The 17,615-nt window shown below is 72.1% G+C and carries 16 protein-coding genes and 1 pseudogene; 6 read left to right on the forward strand and 11 right to left on the reverse strand.

The annotated features are described in order from the left end of the window. Positions 1–412: 412 nt before the first annotated feature. Positions 413–991 (reverse strand): TetR/AcrR family transcriptional regulator, encoded by a 579-nt coding sequence (locus tag ACZ4YY_RS18620; protein ID WP_468290872.1) that lies wholly within the window; start codon positions 989–991, stop codon positions 413–415. Between the two features lie 70 nt (positions 992–1,061). Here ACZ4YY_RS18620 and ACZ4YY_RS18625 point away from each other — a divergent pair, with 70 nt between their 5' ends. Beyond that, on the forward strand, positions 1,062–1,655 hold the full coding sequence (locus tag ACZ4YY_RS18625) for a dihydrofolate reductase family protein (RefSeq protein WP_468290874.1): 594 nt from the start codon (positions 1,062–1,064) through the stop codon (positions 1,653–1,655). A gap of 38 nt (positions 1,656–1,693) precedes the next feature. Here ACZ4YY_RS18625 and ACZ4YY_RS18630 read toward each other — a convergent pair whose 3' ends face one another. Together ACZ4YY_RS18630 and ACZ4YY_RS18635 are read right to left on the reverse strand one after the other, a co-directional pair. Next, a complete protein-coding gene (locus tag ACZ4YY_RS18630) occupies positions 1,694–2,176 on the reverse strand; it encodes a flavin reductase family protein (protein ID WP_468290877.1) in 483 nt (160 codons plus the stop codon). A gap of 116 nt (positions 2,177–2,292) precedes the next feature. Further along, positions 2,293–2,655 carry a hypothetical protein gene (locus ACZ4YY_RS18635; RefSeq protein ID WP_468290880.1) on the reverse strand — a complete coding sequence of 121 codons (363 nt, stop codon included), beginning with the start codon at positions 2,653–2,655 and terminating at the stop codon, positions 2,293–2,295. Between the two features lie 223 nt (positions 2,656–2,878). Between ACZ4YY_RS18635 and ACZ4YY_RS18640 the strand changes: the two genes are divergently transcribed. Continuing rightward, entirely contained in the window at positions 2,879–4,207 is a 1,329-nt protein-coding gene (locus ACZ4YY_RS18640) for a serine hydrolase domain-containing protein (protein ID WP_468290883.1), read from the forward strand. Positions 4,208–4,321: 114 nt separating this feature from the next. After that, positions 4,322–5,212 (forward strand): SDR family oxidoreductase, encoded by an 891-nt coding sequence (locus ACZ4YY_RS18645; RefSeq protein WP_468290885.1) that lies wholly within the window; start codon positions 4,322–4,324, stop codon positions 5,210–5,212. Positions 5,213–5,223: 11 nt separating this feature from the next. On the opposite strand, the gene ACZ4YY_RS18650 is transcribed toward ACZ4YY_RS18645, so the two are convergent. The 4 genes from ACZ4YY_RS18650 to ACZ4YY_RS18665 form a co-directional block, all read right to left on the reverse strand. Then, the gene (locus ACZ4YY_RS18650; RefSeq protein ID WP_468290888.1) at positions 5,224–6,630 is read right to left on the reverse strand and encodes an amidase; all 1,407 of its coding nucleotides are present in this window, start codon (positions 6,628–6,630) and stop codon (positions 5,224–5,226) included. Then, a complete protein-coding gene (locus ACZ4YY_RS18655; RefSeq protein ID WP_468290891.1) occupies positions 6,617–6,874 on the reverse strand; it encodes a hypothetical protein in 258 nt (85 codons plus the stop codon). Before ACZ4YY_RS18655 ends, ACZ4YY_RS18650 begins: the two co-directional genes overlap by 14 nt. A 212-nt stretch (positions 6,875–7,086) precedes the next feature. After that, the gene (gene asnB / locus ACZ4YY_RS18660) at positions 7,087–8,937 is read right to left on the reverse strand and encodes an asparagine synthase (glutamine-hydrolyzing) (protein ID WP_468290894.1); all 1,851 of its coding nucleotides are present in this window, start codon (positions 8,935–8,937) and stop codon (positions 7,087–7,089) included. Between the two features lie 152 nt (positions 8,938–9,089). After that, the gene (locus ACZ4YY_RS18665; protein ID WP_468290897.1) at positions 9,090–10,316 is read right to left on the reverse strand and encodes an MFS transporter; all 1,227 of its coding nucleotides are present in this window, start codon (positions 10,314–10,316) and stop codon (positions 9,090–9,092) included. 342 nt (positions 10,317–10,658) lie between these two features. Here ACZ4YY_RS18665 and ACZ4YY_RS18670 point away from each other — a divergent pair, with 342 nt between their 5' ends. Both ACZ4YY_RS18670 and ACZ4YY_RS18675 read left to right on the forward strand, forming a co-directional pair. Continuing rightward, positions 10,659–11,654 carry a GlxA family transcriptional regulator gene (locus ACZ4YY_RS18670; protein WP_468290900.1) on the forward strand — a complete coding sequence of 332 codons (996 nt, stop codon included), beginning with the start codon at positions 10,659–10,661 and terminating at the stop codon, positions 11,652–11,654. A 59-nt stretch (positions 11,655–11,713) separates the two neighbouring features. After that, a complete protein-coding gene (locus ACZ4YY_RS18675; RefSeq protein ID WP_468290903.1) occupies positions 11,714–12,529 on the forward strand; it encodes a thioesterase family protein in 816 nt (271 codons plus the stop codon). 103 nt (positions 12,530–12,632) lie between these two features. Here the strand turns inward: ACZ4YY_RS18675 and ACZ4YY_RS18680 are convergent, their stop codons facing one another. Next, entirely contained in the window at positions 12,633–13,868 is a 1,236-nt protein-coding gene (locus tag ACZ4YY_RS18680) for a cytochrome P450 (RefSeq protein WP_468290905.1), read from the reverse strand. A gap of 94 nt (positions 13,869–13,962) precedes the next feature. On the opposite strand from ACZ4YY_RS18680, the gene ACZ4YY_RS18685 reads away from it, so the two are divergent. Beyond that, a complete protein-coding gene (locus tag ACZ4YY_RS18685) occupies positions 13,963–14,973 on the forward strand; it encodes a LysR family transcriptional regulator (protein WP_468290908.1) in 1,011 nt (336 codons plus the stop codon). 108 nt (positions 14,974–15,081) lie between these two features. On the opposite strand, the gene serA is transcribed toward ACZ4YY_RS18685, so the two are convergent. The 3 genes and pseudogenes from serA to ACZ4YY_RS18700 form a co-directional block, all read right to left on the reverse strand. Continuing rightward, complete coding sequence (gene serA, locus ACZ4YY_RS18690; protein WP_468290911.1) at positions 15,082–16,692, reverse strand: phosphoglycerate dehydrogenase; 1,611 nt, start codon at positions 16,690–16,692, stop codon at positions 15,082–15,084. After that, positions 16,692–17,045 carry a ferredoxin gene (gene fdxA, locus ACZ4YY_RS18695; protein WP_468290914.1) on the reverse strand — a complete coding sequence of 118 codons (354 nt, stop codon included), beginning with the start codon at positions 17,043–17,045 and terminating at the stop codon, positions 16,692–16,694. The genes serA and fdxA overlap by 1 nt, the downstream gene beginning before the upstream one ends. A gap of 3 nt (positions 17,046–17,048) precedes the next feature. Then, a pseudogene (locus ACZ4YY_RS18700) lies at positions 17,049–17,615 on the reverse strand (2-oxoacid:ferredoxin oxidoreductase subunit beta); the annotation flags it as partial.

A 17,615-nucleotide genomic window follows, 5' to 3' on the forward strand; every position in this document is an offset into this window, starting at 1 on the left:
GTGGACCCACATTCCTGCCTCCACTCCCCCCCCCCCCCCCCCCCCCCCCCCCCCCCCCCCCCCCCCCCCCCCCCCTCCCCCCCCCCCCCCCCCGGGCCCCCACTCCGTGCCCACGAACCGTTTGGGCGCGGGCCCGGCACGACTCGGTTCGAGCGCCGATCCGGGACACCTCCGTCGGCGCGGGCCCCGCAGACGCCTTCGACTCGGCGCGGGCCGGCAGACGCCTCCCACTCGCGCGGGCTCGGGACACGTCCGTTCGGCGCCGACCCGGGACGACGATTCCGACGCGGCGCGGGCCCGGGACACCTCCGTTCGGCGCCGACCCCGGAGGACGACTCCGGACGCGGCGCGGGCCTGTGAAGGCGAATCCCACGCGGCGGGCCCCGAACTGCTTCGTCGGCGCGGCCCGGGGCTATTCCGCGGCCACGATCCGTTCCACCGCCGCCGTCACGAGCTGTTCGCGCTCGGCCTCCGTGAAGACGCCCGGCAGGGTGAGCTGTTCGACGATCAGCCAGTTCAGCGCCATGTACAGCAGCTTGACCGCCATCGCGTCACCCGGGAGGCCGGAGGCCTCGTGGTAGGCGAGGTTGGCGGCGAGGTCGGCCCGGACCCGCTCGGTGAGCACCGTGCGCAGTTCGGGCCGGCGCGTTGCCTCGAGGCGCAGTTCGAGCAGGGCCAGGTAGCCGGTGCGGAACGAGGCGATCCGGCCGACGAGTTCCCGCATCAGCTCCGCGTACGTCTCCCGGTCGCGGCCCGCCGCCCGCTGGCGGGCGATGGTGGCCTCGTCGGGCTGGAGCCGCTCGTAGACCCGGGCGCCGGCCTGGGTGAGCAGATCGTCGCGGCTGGCGAAGTAGTTGGACGCGGTGCCCGTCGGCACGGCCGCCGCGGTGTCCACCGCCCGGAACGTCAGCCCCCTGGCCCCCTCCCTGGCCAGCACCTCGATCGCGGCGTCCACGAGGGCGGCGCGCCGCTCGTCGTTCCTTCTCACCATTGACACCACTCCACTTGTAGTACTACGTTCCAACCACTTCAATCAGAGTACTATGTGGGGAGTCGCCGTCGTGCGCCAGCTCGTCTACTACGTCGCCTTGACACTCGACGGTCGCATCGCAGGCCCGGCCGGTGAGTTCGACTTCTTCCCCCTCGGGGACGCGCGGCAGGCCGCGGCCTACCGCGCGGTGGCGAACACGCTGTACCCCGAGACCGTGCCGACCGCCCAGCGTGCAGCGGTCGGCCTCGCCGACGCGCCCGCCCGGCGGTTCGACACCGTCGTCATGGGGCGCGGCACCTACCGGCTCCCCCTCGACGCCGGGATCAGCAGCCCCTACGCCCATCTGCGCCAGTACGTCGTGTCCGGCACGCTCCCGCCCGACATCGACCCGGCCGTCACCGTCGTCCCGGGCGATCCGGTGGGTCTCGTCCGTGAACTCAAGCGGGAGGGGGACGGCGGGCGGGACATCTGGCTCTGCGGCGGCGGCAGGCTCGCGGGCTCCCTGTTGTCCGAGATCGACGAACTGGTCGTCAAGAGCTACCCGGTGGTCGTCGGCGCCGGCATCCCGGCCTTCGACGGCGCCTTCGACCCCACCGTCTTCGACGTCGCCGAACGCACCGCCTTCGCCAACGGCGTCACGCTCACCCGCCTGACCCGTCACTGAGCCGCCCGGGAAACCCGGAGCGGGCGGCCGGTACGGCGTCAGGCGGGATGGCCGGGGCTGATGTCGAGGGTGTCGTCGAGGCGCAGCAGGGGGCCGTCGCCGGTGCGGACGCCCGCCTGCACGGGAGTGAGGACGAAGGCGACGTGGTCGCCCCCGTCGAGGCGCTCGTCCACGGTGCCGACGAACCAGGCCGCCGCGTCCTCCAGGACGGGAGCCCCGCCGTGCCCGCGCGTCCACCGCACCTGGGCGAACTTGTCGACGCGGTCACCCGTCTGCCCGCCGAACAGGGCCGCCAGCGCGTGCTGGTCCCGGCCCAGCAGATGCACGGCGAGGCAGCCCGCGGTCTCGGCCACCCGGTAGGTGCGGTTGGCCTTGGACAGCCAGACCGCGTACCGCACCGGCCGGATGGAGCACTGCGAGGAGAACCCGACCAGACACCCCGACAGCTCCCCGTTCGCCGCGGCCGTGACCACGCACATCTGCGGGTTCAGCCGGCCCATGAACGCCTCGACGTCCGCCACGTCCCCTCACTCCCGTCCCCCGTGCTCGCACGGCGCCCTTCCGGATCACCGCCCGAGTGCCCCTCCGTCCCCCCCGGCTCACCTGCGGGCGACGCGACCGGGAGGCCGGCCACCGGTCAGCAGGAGCTGCCGCAGGACGACGAGCTGCCGCACGAGGACGAACTCCCGCAGGACGAGGAACTCCCGCACGACGACGAGCCGCCGCACGAGGAGCCGCTCGACGCACCGTCGCACGAGGTGCCCGCGACGAACCAGGAGGCGTCGGCGAGGGAGCCGCCCCCGGTGCTCGCCGCCGTGGTCGCGCCCGCCGCGCCGCCCGTCGACCAGGACGTGGCGCCGCGCTGTGTCCCCCCGCCGACCGTGGCCGTCCGCACGGCGAAGTCGTCCCAGGCGCGGCGCCACGCCCGCCGCAGCGCCCAGCCACCCCAGACCAGCAGCCCCACGACCGCCGCGGCCACCAGAACCAGTGTGATCACCATGACGTTCTCCCCCCTCGCCGTGCGTGCGCATCGGCTACTGGGAGAGTGCCCCGGGAGACGACCGCTTCAAGCCGGTCTTGAGCAAGCCCAGAGGTTGCGGGGGCGGTCCTCGCGCAGCTCTCCGGCCACGGCGCGAAATCGATCGTCCGGTCGAACGATGTGCGAGCTGCCGAAAGCCCCCGACAATCACCCCGCATGATCGACAACGGGGAAGGGACTCCTCTTGCGTATCACCCGACTCATCGGGACCGTCCTGGGCGCCACACTGCTCATGACCACCGCGGTGCCGGCCGCGACCGCGGCCTCGGGAACCACACCGCCGGGCGCCGGCTCGCTGGACCGGGCCGCCCTGCGCACCACGCTCGACGCCGTCCACCAGGCCGGCATGTACGGCATCCACTCGTCCGTCCGTGACGGACGCGCGAGCTGGACCGGTGCGTCCGGAGTGGCCGACGTGGACACGCGACGGCCGGTCACCCCCGGGATGCGTCACCGCGTGGGCAGCATCAGCAAGACCTTCACGGCCGTCGCCGTCCTGCAGCAGGTCGAGCGCGGCCGGATCGATCTCGACGCCCCCGTCGGCGACTACCTGCCCGAGCTGTTCACCGGCGGCGACGAGCAGCGCGGCCGGGACATCACCGTGCGGATGCTCCTCAACCACACCAGCGGGATCGGCGACCACATCCTCGGCGCGTTCCCCTCCCTCGCGCAGAAGTCCACCGCCAGCCTCGACGAGGAGCGCTTCCGCTCCATCGCACCCGGGGAACTCGTGCGGCTCGGCCTGGCGGCACCCGCCACCGGCCGTCCCGGTCAGCAGCCGGGCTCGTACTCCAACACCAACTACGTGATCGCCGGGCTGCTCCTGGAGAAGGTCACCGGCCAGGACGCCGGGACGTACCTGACCCGGCACGTCATCGCGCGCGCCGGGCTGCGCCACACCAGCTTTCCGCGCACCCCGTACATCAAGGGCCCGCACCCCCGGATGTACGAGTCGTTCTACGGTGCGATCGACCCGCCCCGCGACTACAGCGTCTACGACATGTCCTTCCTGTACACGGCGGGCGCGGTGGTCTCCACCACGGACGACCTGAACCGCTTCTACCGCGCCCTGCTGGGCGGCGCGCTGATCGGGGCGGACTCCCTGGCCGAGATGCAGCGGACGGTCCCCGTCGCCGTCGGTCCCGGCACCGTCGACTACGGCCTCGGCCTGTACAGCCTCGACCTGCCCGACTGCGGCCGCTTCTGGGGCCACGACGGAGCCGTCTTCGGCGCCGGGACGATCGCCCTGTCCAGCCCCGACGGCGAGCGCCAGCTCGCCATGGGCTGGAACCTCATGAAGTACGAGCGCCTCAACGCGGACGGCACGGGCTGGGAGCCGAGCCCGATCAACGACGCCATCGGCGGACACCTGGCGCGGGCCCTGTGCCCGGCACCGGCCCGGCAGGCGTCGCTCGCCCCCGCCCCGGGGGCGGACACACCCGCCCGCCGGACCCTGCCGGACGGGCTGCCGGGCGTGGACCTGCCCACCGGTGGATGGCCGCCCCTCGGCTGAGCCGACCGGTGGCCCCGTTCGGCCTCCGCCCGGACGGGCCACCGGTCCGTTCGACCGGCGCCGGGCGGGGAACCCGGTGTTCCGGACGAACCGGAAGGCAGGCAGGAGGCCGACGTGACGGACGAGCACACCACCCGGCAGGACCCGACCACCCAGCAACCGCGACCCGACTTCCCCTCCCAGGACCAGCCGCACCCCGGCTGGACCGGGCCGATGGACCCGCCGCCCGACCACGGGGAGGAGTCGTACCGCGGCTCGGGCCGGCTGGAGGGCAGCAGGACCGTGATCACGGGCGGCGACTCGGGGATCGGCCGGGCCGTGGCCCTGGCGTTCGCCCGTGAGGGTGCCGACGTGGTGTTCACCCACCTCCCCGAGGAGGCGGACGAAGCACGCGAGACCTCCCGTCTGGTGGAGGAGGCGGGCCGCAAGGCCGTCGCCGTCGCCTGCGACATCCGCGACGAGGAAGCCTGCCGGTCGCTGATCGACCGGGCGGTCGCCGAGTTCGGGCGCATCGACGTGCTCGTGAACAACGCGGCCTACCAGATGTCACAGCCGGACGGCATCGAGGCGATCACGACCGAGCAGTTCGACCGGGTCATGCGGACCAATCTGTACGGCATGTTCTGGCTGACGAAGTTCGCGCTGCCGCACATCCCGGCGGGCGGCAGCGTCATCAACAGCACGTCGGTGCAGGCCTACAAGCCGAGCCCGCACCTGCTGGACTACGCGATGACGAAGGGCGCGATCGTCACCTTCACCCAGGGCCTGGCCCAGATGGTCGCCGGGCGCGGCATCCGGGTGAACGCGGTCGCGCCGGGGCCGGTGTGGACGCCGCTGATCCCGGCGACGATGCCCGACACCGCCGAGTTCGGCAAGCAGAGCCCGCTGGGCCGCCCGGCCCAGCCGGCCGAACTGGCGCCGGCGTACGTCTATCTCGCCTCGCAGGAGGCGAGCTTCGTCACCGCCGAGATCCTCAACGCCACCGGCGGTACACCACTGCCGTGAGGGCCTCCGCGTCAGACCCGCGACGCGAGGGTGGGACGCGGGGCGCCGGACTGCGCGACGGTCGTCTCGTAGGCGGTGCCGACGCGCAGCAGGTCGGGTTCGGCGAGCGGGCCGCCGATGAGCTGGAGGCCCACGGGAAGGCCCTCGGCGTCGTGGCCCACGGGCAGGGAGAGCGCGGGAAGACCGGTGACGTTGGCCGGTGCCGTGAGTCTGACGTAGAGGTCGGTGACCGTCTCCACGGAGCCGTCGCCCCACCGGACGTCGTCGCGGCCGCGTTCGGTCGCCGTGCGGGCGACGGTCGGGGTCGCGAGGACGTCGATGCTGCGGAACATCTCCTGCCAGGCGGTCCGGATGAGCGTGCGGGAGCGCTGGGCGCGGAGGTAGTCGGTGGCGAGGATGAGTTGTCCGGCCTCGAGCAGGCCTCGCACGTCGTCACCGAAGAGGGCCGCGTGGTCGCGCAGGTGCCCCTCGTGGGCGGAGGCCGCTTCGGGGCCCATGTGACCCCACAGGGTGGGCAGCAGATGTTCGGTCAGCGGCACCTCGACGTCGACCGGTGTCGCGCCGAGCCCGACGAGGTGCTCGACGGCGGCGCGGACGGCCTGCTGGACGTCGGACGCCACCCGGTCGAAGAAGTAGGTGCGCGGGACGCCGAGGCGCAGCCCGCGCAGGTCCGTCGCCGCCTCGTACTCCTGGTGGGCCTGGGGCGAGACGATGCCGGCCGGGTCCCGGAGGTCCCGGCCGGCGATCGCGTCCAGGACGAGCGCCGCGTCACGGGTGTTGCGGGTGATCGGGCCGACGTGGTCCATGGACCAGGACAGCGGCGCCACCCCGTGGCACGGGACGAGGCCGTAGGTGGGCTTGAGCCCGACGACGCCGTTGAGCGCGGCGGGGACGCGGACGGAACCGGCGGTGTCGGTACCCAGGGTGAAGGTCGCCGAGCCCGCGGCGACGGCCACCGCCGAACCGCCGCTGGAGCCGCCGGCGATACGGCCCGGGTGGCGGGCGTTGGCCGTCTGCGGGGTGACGAGGCCGTAGGCGAACTCATGGGTGTGCGTCTTGCCGACGAGGACGGCGCCCGCCGCGGCCAGGCGGGCGGCCACGGTGCTGTCTCCGGCGGGGACGCGGTCGGCCCAGACGCGGGAGCCGGCGGTCGTCGGCACGCCGGCCGTGTCGATGACGTCCTTCAGCGCGTAGGGGATGCCGTGGAGCGGACCGCGGTGCCGGCCCGCCCGGATCTCCCGTTCGGCCCGGGCGGCGGCCGCGCGTGCGGCTTCGGCGGTGCGGGTGGCGTAGGCGTTGAGGGTGTCCTCGGTCTCCTCCGCCCGGCGCAGGACCGAGTCGACGAGTTCGACCGGTGACAGTTCCCCGGTCGCGACGGCCCGGGCCGCGTCACCGAGGGTGAGTTCATACGGCTGCATCGGCGGGTCCCTCGGGTGCGGGCCCCTGAGGTGCGGGCGGCGGCAGCGGGGCACCGGCGCGGAAGACCGACGCGGGGGGAACACCCGTGAGGTCGAGACCGCGCAGGGTGGCGATGTGGCCGTGGATGAGGCCGCCGAGGGCGGCGGCCTCGGGGAAGCGGTTCCCGGGCGACGGCGGACCGGTGTGCGGCCCGTACAGGGCCTGCCGGGCCGCGAGCTCCACGGGGCTGAGGGGCAGGGACACGAAGTACTCCCTCTGGGACGCCGGCCGGTCGGGGGCGGCGGACGGCGGGGGCGGTCGTGCGGACGGGACGGGCGCACACGGCGAGGAACCCGGTGGCCCTGCGGACGGGGGATGAACGCAGGACCACCGGGCGGTCTCAGGGGTACCGGCCGGTCACGGCCGGCGGGTGTGCGGGAGGGGGCGGAGGTGACGGACCGGGAGCGGGACCGCGCTCACACGTCCAGGGTGACGTCGTACGACTTCAGCCAGGCGTTGAGCGAGAGCGGCACTTCCAGGTCGATGCGGGTGATCTGGGTGCTCTCCGCGCTGACGGGCCGGTTCAGGCGGTCGCGGACCCGGTCGAGGTCGAGCAGCGGCAGGATCGGCGCGTCGCCGTCGGCGATGACGTCGGCGAGGCGGTCGCGCAGCTTCTTCTCGTACCCGGAGTCCTGCGTGCTCGGGTAGGGCGCCTTGACGCGCTCGACGATGGACTGCGGCAGGATGTCGCGGGTGGCGGCGCGCAGCAGGCTCTTCTCGCGTCCGTCGAACTTCTTCATGGCCCAGGGGGCGTTGAAGACGTACTCGACGAGCCGGTGGTCGCAGAACGGGACGCGGACCTCCAGGCCGACGGCCATGCTCATCCGGTCCTTGCGGTCCAGCAGGGTGTTCACGAAGCGGGTGAGGTTGAGGTAGCTGAGCTCCCTCATCCGCTTCTCCAGTCCGCCTTCCCCGGGCAGGACCGGCACCTCGGCGATCGCCTCGTGGTAGCTCTCGCGGCGGCGGCCGGGGATGTCGAGACGCCCCAGCAGGCCGCTGTCGAAGAGCGGCGTGCCATCGTAGAAGGGGCCCGGCGTGCTGGTCAGCCAGGGGAAGGTCTCGGCGGTGAGGACCTCGGGGTCGTGGAACCAGCTGTAGCCGCCGAAGAGCTCGTCGGCCGACTCCCCCGACAGGGCGACCGTCGAGCGTTCGCGGACGGCGCGGAACAGCAGGTAGAGGGAGGGCCAGAGGTCGCCGTACCAGACCGGGGGCAGGTCGGTCGCGGCCAGGACCGCCGCGCGGACGTCCGGGTCGCTGAGGTCGTCGCTGTCGAGGAGGATCTCCTTGTGCTCGGCCTGGACGAGTTCGGCCAGGTCCCGCACGAAGGGGGCGTCGGGGGTGGCGCGCAGGGGGTCCGGGACGAAGTTCTCGGCGGCTCCGACGAAGTCGACGGAGAAGGAGCGGACGGGGCCGGCGCCCTGGTCCTTCAGGGCCTTGGCGGCGAGTGCGGTGACCGCGGAGGAGTCCAGTCCGCCGGAGAGGAGGCTGCACAGGGGGACGTCGGATATGAGCTGCCGGGAGACGATGTCCTCGAGGAGTTCCCGGACGGTGCCGATGGTCCGGTCGAGGGAGTCCGTGTGCTCCTTGGCCTCGAGCGCCCAGTAGCGGTGCTTGGTCAGTCCCTCGCGCCGGATCCGGACCACGTGTCCGGGGCGGATCTCGAACATGCCGGTGAACAGGGCGTGTTCGGGGGTCTTGACCATGTCCAGGATCTCGCGCAGCCCGTCGGCGTTCACGCGGCGGGGCACGTCCGGGTTGGCGAGGATCGCCTTGGGTTCCGAACCGAAGAGGACGCCGTGGGGGGTGGGGTAGTAGTAGAGCGGCTTGACGCCCATGCGGTCGCGGACGAGGAGAAGCTCCTCGCGGCGGGTGTCCCAGATGCCGAACGCGAACATGCCGTTCAGCCGGCTCACCAGGTCCTGGCCCCACTCGAGGTAGGCGCGCAGGACGACCTCGGTGTCGCTCTGGGTGCGGAACCGATGGCCGCGGGAGGTGAGCTCGGCGCGCAGTTCGCGGTAGTTGTAGATCTCGCCGCTGAAGGTCAGCACGGCCAGGGGGCGGCCGTCCTCCTCGGCGAGCATGGGCTGCCTGCCGCCCTCGAGGTCGATGACGGAGAGCCTGCGGTGACCGATGGCGGCGTGGCGGTCGAGCCACACGCCCTCGGCGTCGGGGCCGCGGCAGGCCATCGTCCGGGTCATGGCCTCGGCCGTGGCGCGCTCCTGTGTGAGGTCACGGTCGAAATCCACCCAACCGGCGATTCCGCACATGTGTGTCTGTCCTCTCGTTGGTGTGATCGCTCGCGGCCGGGCAGGCCTGCTGAGCACGGCCCCGGACCGGGGTTGAGCGGGCGGGGTCCGGGGTTGTCTCGACGAGGTGCGACCGGGTCGCCCCCGGCTGCCCGGTTCGGGTGTGGCAGGGCTCAGGTGGTGTCCTGCCAGGTCAGGCGCCGGGCGCGGTGGGTCCAGGCGGCCACCACCATGAGGGCGGCGGTGATGCCGCCGAGGGCCATGACCATGGAGGGGGACGACCGGTCCACGACGAAGCCGCCGGTCAGCGCGCCGAAGGAGATCGTCGCCTGGAACGACGCGGTGAACAGCACCGACGCCGCCTCGGGGGCGTCGGGTGTGGCCTTGGTGAACCAGGTCTGGGAGGAGACCGGGACGGCGCCGTAGGCGACGCCCCAGACGATCAGCATGGCCAGGGCCCCGATCTCCCAGCGTCCCAGGACGGGCAGGAGCAGGGTGGCGACGGCGATCAGTCCGGCGGCCAGGCCGAAGGTGGCCCGGGGATGGCGGCCGACCAGCGCCCCGCCCAGGAAGTTGCCGGCGATGCCGGCGGCGCCGTAGACCAGCAGGAAGATGGTGACCATCTCGGAGCTGACGTCGGTGACCTGCTCGAGGAAGGGCGTGACGTAGGTGTAGGTCCCGAAGTGGGCCAGCACGACCAGGAAGGTCAGCAGCAGCGCGAAGCGGGTGTTGACGTTCTTGACCATTCCGCGCAGCACGCTCAGGCGGGTCGTCTGCACCGGCGGCAGCGGTGGCATGACCAGCAGCAGCATGACCAGGACGGCGACCGTCAGGACTCCCATGACGACGAACGCCGTGCGCCAGCCGGCCAGGTCGCCGATGAAGGTGCCGGCCGGTACGCCGAGCACGGAGCCCAGCGGGACGGCGGAGAAGATCACCGCCGTGGCGCGCCCGACCGACTCCGCCGGCACCAGCCGTTCGGCCAGTCCGGCCCCGATCGACCAGAAGCCGCCGATGACGATCCCGACGACCACCCGGGAGACCAGGACGAGCCAGTAGGACGGTGCCACGGCCGCCAGGAAGTTCGCCAGTGCCAGCAGCAGCATGAACACGCACAGCATCAGCCGTCGGTCGATGCGCGCGGTCGCCACGGTGACCAGGGGGGCGGAGATCGCCGCCAGGAATCCGGGCATGGTCATCATCAGTCCCGCCATCCCGTCGGAGATGGTGAAACTGGATCCGATTTTGGTGAGCAGGCCGATCGGCAGGATCTCCGTGGTGACGATCGAGAAAATTCCCAGCATTACTGAGATGACGGCCAGCCATCCGATCAGTGGGGATCGGGTGGGTTGGCCGACCCCGCCGGAGTCGTGCGCGATGGCGGTGTTCGTCGAGGCCATGAATTCCGTCCTGAGAAGGGCGTGGAGCTGTCGTTGCTCCGTCAGTTCAGCAGGTTCCGCTCGCGGCAGGCTGGCAGATCTGCGACATCACCCTTGGGGTGTGAGGGGGATTCCCGTCGCTTTCGACTTCACCTCGCCGCCGTTTTCGCTGGTCAGCGGTTCGGGTCGGCGGCCGGTGCGATGGCGGTGGCGGCCGGAAGGTGCGCCGGGACGCTGTGCGACTTCGGCAGGTTCACGCTTCGGAGGCGTTTTTTCGGAGGAAGTGCCTCCGGTACCGCACTCGTGTGCGACTTCGGCAAGAATACGTTGACCCGGGAAGACCCGAAGGTGACGGTATGGCTCATGCCGATATCAGTGGCCCTACTGTTCACTTCAGGCGTTTCCGGTCTTGACATCTCGGCGGCACGTGAGGTTTTCGGCGTCAGTCGCACCTACCTGGCGGATCCCTGGTACGACTTCCTCGGCTGCGTCCTGGACGACTCGCAGAGCTGCGACGCCTGCCGCATCGAGCGGGTGTGCGGTCCTCACGAGCTGACGCGGACCCACACCGTCCTCGTGCCGGGCCGTCCTGACATGTCGCAGGCTCCGCCCGCCGCCCTGGTCAACGCGGTGCGCGACGCGCACGAGGCGGGCGCGCGCATCGTCGCGACCCACACCGGTGTCTTCGTCCTGGCGGCGGCCGGGCTGCTGGACGGCCGGCGGGTGACGACCCACTGGTCCCATGCCGAGGCCCTGACCTCCCAGTACCCCCGGGTGCGGGTGGACCTGGACGCGCTGTACGTGGACGAGGGCGACATCCTCACTTCCGCCGGCGGGGCCGCCAGCCTGGACCTGTTCCTCCACGTGGTGCGCCTCGACCACGGCGAGGCCGTCGCCCGGGCCCTGGCCCACCACCTCGTCATGTCCCCGCACGCCACGCCGGAGAAGGCGCAACTGCCCGCCCCGTCGGAGGTCGTCGGCGAGGACCAGGTGCTCGCCGACGTCGTGTCGTGGGTGACGCAGCGGCTGGACAGTCAGGTGACGGTGGACGACATGGCCCAGCAGGCCAGTGTCAGCCGGCGCACCCTGACCCGCCGCTTCCGCGCCTGCACGGGAATGGCGCCCCTGCAGTGGCTCCTGGCGCAACGCGTGCAGTTGGCGCAGCGCCTGCTGGAGACCACGCAGCTGAGTGTGGAGCAGATCGCGGCGCAGACCGGCATGGGCACGGGGGCCACGCTGCGGCGGCACTTCAGCCGCACGGTGGGGGTGCCGCCGGACTCCTACCGGCGGTGGTTCCGCGCCCGCGGCGAGGACAAGGGGCCGGGGCTGCTGGGCGCTCCTGCGGTGTCGACACCATGAGGACCGGACCGGGGCGGGAACCGCTCGCCCGACGCGACAAGGACGGAGCACCCTTTCCGATGAACAGCATGGCCCTCTCCGCCCCGGCGGACCTGCCGGAGGCCTTCTACCACGACCTGGGCGAGGGACGTTACGAGAGCACCTGGGCCACCGCGGGGCCGTGGAGCGCCAAGTGGCAGCACGCCGGTCCGCCGTCGGCGCTGCTGGGGCGGGTGATGGAACGGCACGAGCCGCGCGAGGGCTTCAGGATCGCCAGGGTCACCCTGGAGCTGCCGCGCCCCGTGCCCGTCGCCGGACTCGAGGTCGGTGTGCGGACGGTGCACGCGGGGCGGCGTGTGGAACTGCTGGAGGGAGAAGTCACCTCGGGCGGGCAGACCGTGATGCTCGCCCGGGCCTGGCGGACGACCGCCAGCCCTTCGGACACCCCCGCCCTGCGGTTCGCCGGGCCGGTTCCGCCGCTGCCCGGCGCGCAGCCGCAGCACACCATGGCCGGTGCGCACCTGAAGGGTTACGTCGCGGCCATGGAGTGGCGCTTCGAGCCGGGGGCCGGGTTCGACACCCCGGGGCCCGGCACGGTGTGGGCGCGACAGCGCGTCCCCCTGCTGGCCGGGCAGGAGGACACTGCGCTCACCCGGGCGCTGACCCTGGCCGACAGCAACTGGGCGGTCGCCTTCGAGCTGGACCACCGGCGGCGGCTGGTCATCAACACCGATGTCACGCTCGCCCTGCACCGCGAGCCGGCCGGCGAGTGGTTGTCGCTGGCGTCGGCCACGGCCGCCAGCCCGGGCGGGTCGGGCCTGGCCGTGGGCCAGTTGGGGGACACGGCCGGGGACTGCGGCACCGTGGTGCAGACGCTGCTGGTCGATGAACGCTGACCGCGCCCGCCCGCCGCGGGCCCTCGCCCGGTACGAGGGCCCGCGCTCCGGCGCCGGACGCGGTCCGGGGCGGGTGTCCCCGGGCGGTGACGGCGCGGGCCGCTCACTCGGGCCAGTGGACCAGGAGTTTGCGGGGACCGCGGAAGGACACGTTGGCCGGGAAGTCGAAGTCCTGCTCCTCCACCATGCGCATCCCGGGCGCGCGCTGGGCCAGCAGGTCCAGGGCGATGCGGGCCTCCATCCGGGCGAGGGCGGCGCCGATGCAGTAGTGGATGCCCTGGCCGAAGGCGAGGTGCTTGCGGGCGTCCTCGCGGTGGATGTCGAAGTCCTCGGGGTGCTCGAAGTGCTGCGGGTCCCGGTTGGCCGCGCCGAGCAGCAGCAGCACCTTCGCGTCCGCGGGGATCTCCACGCCGCCGACGGTGACCGCCGAGGTGGTGATGCGGCGCCACGCCGGGATGCTGCTGTCGTAGCGCAGCACCTCCTCGACCGCCGCGGGGATGAGGGACCGGTCGGCGCACAGGTCGTCCCACTGGTCGCGGTTGGCGAGCAGCCTGCGCACCGCGTTGCCGGTGAAGCTCGTGGTGGTCTCGTGTCCGGCGAAGCTCAGCCCGTAGGCGACGTTGGTGATGTCGGAGATCGACAGGCTCTCCGGGTCGGCCTGGTGGATGCGGATCAGGTCGCTGGTGAAGTCGTCGACCGGCTCGGCCGCGCGCTTGGCGACGAACTCCTCGCAGTAGCGCCAGTAGTTGACCATGTTGTTGGCGATGTCGCGCTGCTCGGCGGCGGTGGGCTTGCCCCAGCTGAAGGCGATGCGGTTGCCGCACCACGACTTCAACATGTCCATGTCCTCGTCGGGGAACCCGATGAAGGTGAAGATCATGTAGGCGGGCAGCGGATAGGTCAGCGCCGACACGAGATCGACCACACCGGGCTCGATCTCGTCGACGAGTTCCGTCGCCTTGGCCCATACCTTCGGCTCCAGCACCGAAATACGTCGGGCGGAAAAGCCCTTCTGGTTGTGCCGGCGTATTCGGGTGTGGCGCGGCGGGTCGCAGTCCGACATCACCGGATAGGCGTGGAAACCCTCCTTGATGATGGACTGCGCCTCGTCGCTGAGCGGGAACACCGGACGCTGACCGACGGCCGCGGAGAACGTCTGCGGGTTCATCAGTGCGCTCTGGATGTCGTCGAAGCGGGTTATCACCCACATGTCGATGGCCGGCGCGTAGAACGCCGGCCCCTCTTCGCGCACGGCCGAAAGAATCGGATAGGGATCGGCGACATAGGCGTCGCCCAACGGATTGAAGTCGTGATTGACCGGGCATCCCCGCGCGTTCATGACGGAACCTCCTGGGGTGGGTTGCCTTCAGTTTCCCTCATCGCCGGCCGCCTTGAAAACGTGAATAACCTGGACACCGACCGAGGTTTTTCTTATGCCTGAGCGAATCAGCCTGCGCCAGCTCGACTATTTCGTGACGGCCGCCGACGCCGGGACGATGACGGGGGCGGCGCAGCGGCTGTACGTCTCGTCGTCCGCGGTGTCGGCGGGCATCGGTGAGCTGGAGCACCAGCTGGGGGTGCAGCTGCTGATCCGCTCCAAGGCGAAGGGGCTGGCCCTCACCGCCGCCGGACGTCTGTTCCTGCCGCAGGCGCGCGCCCTGCTCGCCCGCAGCGAGGAACTCCAGGTGGGCATGCGGGAGGTGGGGCAGATCGTGGCCGGCCGCCTGGTCGTCGGATGCTTCACCACCCTGGCGCCGTTCCTGCTGCCGCGGTTGCTCGAGGAGTTCCCGGCCGCCTACCCCGGGGTCACCCTGGACTTCGTGGAGGGGTCCCTCACCGAGGTGCAGCAGCTGCTGCGCGAGGGCCGGTGCGAACTGGCCCTGCTGTACGGCGTGGACATCGAGGCGGGCATCGACTTCGACGTCCTGTACTCCACCGTGCCGCACGTCCTGCTCCCCCAGGGACACGCGCTGACCGGCCAGGAGGCGGTCCGGCTGGCCGATCTCGCCGGCCAGGACATGATCATGCTGGACATCCCGCCCAGCCGCCGCTACTTCCACGAGGTGCTGACCGAGGCCGGTGTCACACCCGCCGTCCGTCACCACACCGAGAGCTTCGAGATGGTCCGCAGTCTCGTCGCCCGCGGCGCCGGCTACTCCCTGCTCATCCAGCGGCCGGCCCTCGACGTCAGCTACGAGGGGCGCAGGGTGCGGGTGCGGCCCATCGCGGACGAGGTGCCCCCGCTGCCGGTCGGCCTGGCGCGGCCCTCCGGCGCGCATCCGACGCGCAGGGCCGCGGCGTTCACCGCGTTCTGCCGCACCGCGCTCACCAGCGACCCGGCGATGGAACCCGACGCCGTGGCGCACCGGGCCGGGTCGCAAGGGTCGTGTCGCAGGGCGGCCGGCCCGCCGTCGGCGACCGGGCCGTCCTGGACGCGTGTGTGAAGGCCCGGCGCGGCGTACGGACACCCCGGCACACGCAAAAGTGCCGGCGACGGCCTGGAGCGGCCGGTCGCCGGCACCGTAAGGGCCGGGAGTGTGCGGGTGGGCGGGTCAGGCCGCCAGGTTCACGAAGTGGGCCGAACGGGCGCCCGTGGCCTCGCTGATGGCGTCCAGCACGGTTGCCGGGACGATGGTGTCGACCGTCAGGGCGACGGCGGCCTCGCCGCCCTCGGTGACCCGTGCGACCTGCATGACGGCGATGTTGACGCCCGCCTCCCCCAACAGCCGGCCGATGGTGCCGATCATGCCGGGCATGTCCTTGTAGTGGAGGAAGAGCATGTGGTCGGTGATGTCGAGATCGATGTCGTGGTCGCCGATGCCGACGAGTTTGGGCACGTCCCTCAGACCGGCCAACGTGCCCGAGACGCTGACCTCCCGGCCGTCGGCGAGGATGCCGCGCACGGTGACGACGTCGCGGTGACGCTCGCCCTCCGAACTGGTGGTGAACCGCACGTCGCCGATGCGCTCACGGGCCACCAGCGGGGCGTTCACCAGTGTGACCGCCCCGTCGTCGAGTTCGCCCAACAGCCCGGCGAGGCAGGCCCGTTCGAGCACGGTCACATCGTGCCGGGTGATCTCACCGCGGACTTCGACGTGCACGGCAGCCGGCGGGAGGCCGCCCACCAGCGTGGCCAGGATCCGGCCGAGGCTCTCGGCCGGCCGCAGGTACCGGCTCACCTCGTCGACGACCGGACCGCCGTCCATGTTGACCGCTTCGGGAATGAACTCGCCCTGCAGGGCCCGCCGTACGGCGTGGGCCACCGCGGTGCCCGCCCGGTCCTGCGCCTCGGTGGTCGAGGCGCCGAGATGGGGCGTCACGACCACGGTGTCCAGGCCGAACAGCGGGGAGTCGGTGCACGGTTCGACGGCGAAGACGTCCAGTCCGGCACCGGCGACCCGGCCCTCACGCAACGCCACGGCCAGTGCCTGTTCGTCCACGATGCCGCCCCGCGCGGCGTTGACGATCCGCACTCCCGGTTTCGTCCGACGCAGCTCCTCGTGCCCGATCAGGCCGATGGTCTCCGCGGTCCGGGGCAGGTGCACGGTGATGAAGTCGGCCCGGCTCAGCAGTTCGTCCAGCGACACCAGTACGGCTCCGGCCTGGGCGGCGCGCTGTGCCGACAGGTGCGGGTCATGGGCGACGACCTTCATCCCGAAGGCCGCCATCCGCTGGGCGACCAGCTTCCCGATGCGCCCCAGGCCCAGGATGCCCAGGGTCTTGCCGGCCAGTTCCGTGCCGACGTACCTGCTGCGTTTCCACTCCCCCGCCTTGAGCGCCGCGTCCGCCTGGGGGATGTGACGTGCCACGGACAGGATGAGGCCGCAGGCGAGCTCGGCGGCGGTGACGATGTTCGACGTGGGCGCGTTGACCACGGTGACGCCCGCCCGGGTGGCGGCGTCGACATCCACGTTGTCCACGCCTACCCCCGCACGCGCGACGATCCTCAGCGCGGGAGCGGCGGCGAACACCTCGGCGTCGACGCGGGTGGCGGACCGCACCAGCAGTGCGTCGGCGTGGCGCACCGCCGCGAGCAGGGCGGCGGGGTCGGTGCCGTCGCAGCGCCGGATCTCCACCCCCGACCCCAGAACGTCGACGGTGGCCGGTGCGAGCTCTTCGGCGAGCAGGACGACAGGCGTCTTCATCACGGTCTCGATTCGCATCAGTCGGCGACGGTGGCCGAGGGGTCGTCGGCCGGTGCGCCGGGCGGCGCCTCGGCGGCCACCACGGGGTGGTCCGCTGCGAGCGGCGGCTGGGCGGCGGCGCCCCCGGGCGAGCCGACGACGTCGAAGACGCCACGGTCCGCCGTCACGTACTCCGCCCACGGGGCGGGCACGGCACCCTCGTAGAAGACGGCCTCCACCGGGCAGACGGGCTCGCACGCACCGCAGTCGACGCATTCGTCGGGGTGGATGTACATCTTGCGCGGACCTTCGTAGATGCAGTCGACGGGGCACTCCTCGATGCATGCCTTGTCCTTGACGTCGACGCACGGTTGGGCGATGACGAAAGCCATGGATCACTCCTTGACGGTCCAGGTGTCGGTGCCGGCGAGCAGTGCGGCCAGGTCGCCCTTGCCGTGCTGCTCGATGGCCGTGTCGAGCTGCTCGGCCATCCGGGTGTCGTAGACGGGCCGTTCGACGGCGCGGAACACGCCGATCGGTGTGTTGTGCAGGGTGTCGGGGTCGGCCAGCCGGGACAGGGCGAAGGCGGTGGTCGGTGACGGCGCGTGCGCGTCGTGCACCAGGACCTGTGCCTCGTTGTCCGCCGTGACGGTGACCACGTGCAGGTCGCCGGTGGCGGGGTCGCGGACGACGCCGCGGGCGCCGTCGGTGCCCAGGCGGATGGGCCGGCCGTGTTCCAGCCGGATCACCGCCTCCTGCGCCTGCTGCTTGTCCTTGAGGGCGTCGAAGGCGCCGTCGTTGAAGATGTTGCAGTTCTGGTAGATCTCCACCAGCGCGGTGCCCGGGTGGGCGGCGGCCTGCCGCAGTACCTCGGTGAGGTGCTTGCGGTCGGAGTCGACCGTGCGTGCCACGAACGACGCCTCCGCGCCCAGCGCCAGCGACACCGGGTTGAACGGCGCGTC

The sequence above is a fragment of the Streptomyces sp. NPDC030143 genome, assembly GCF_055573695.1.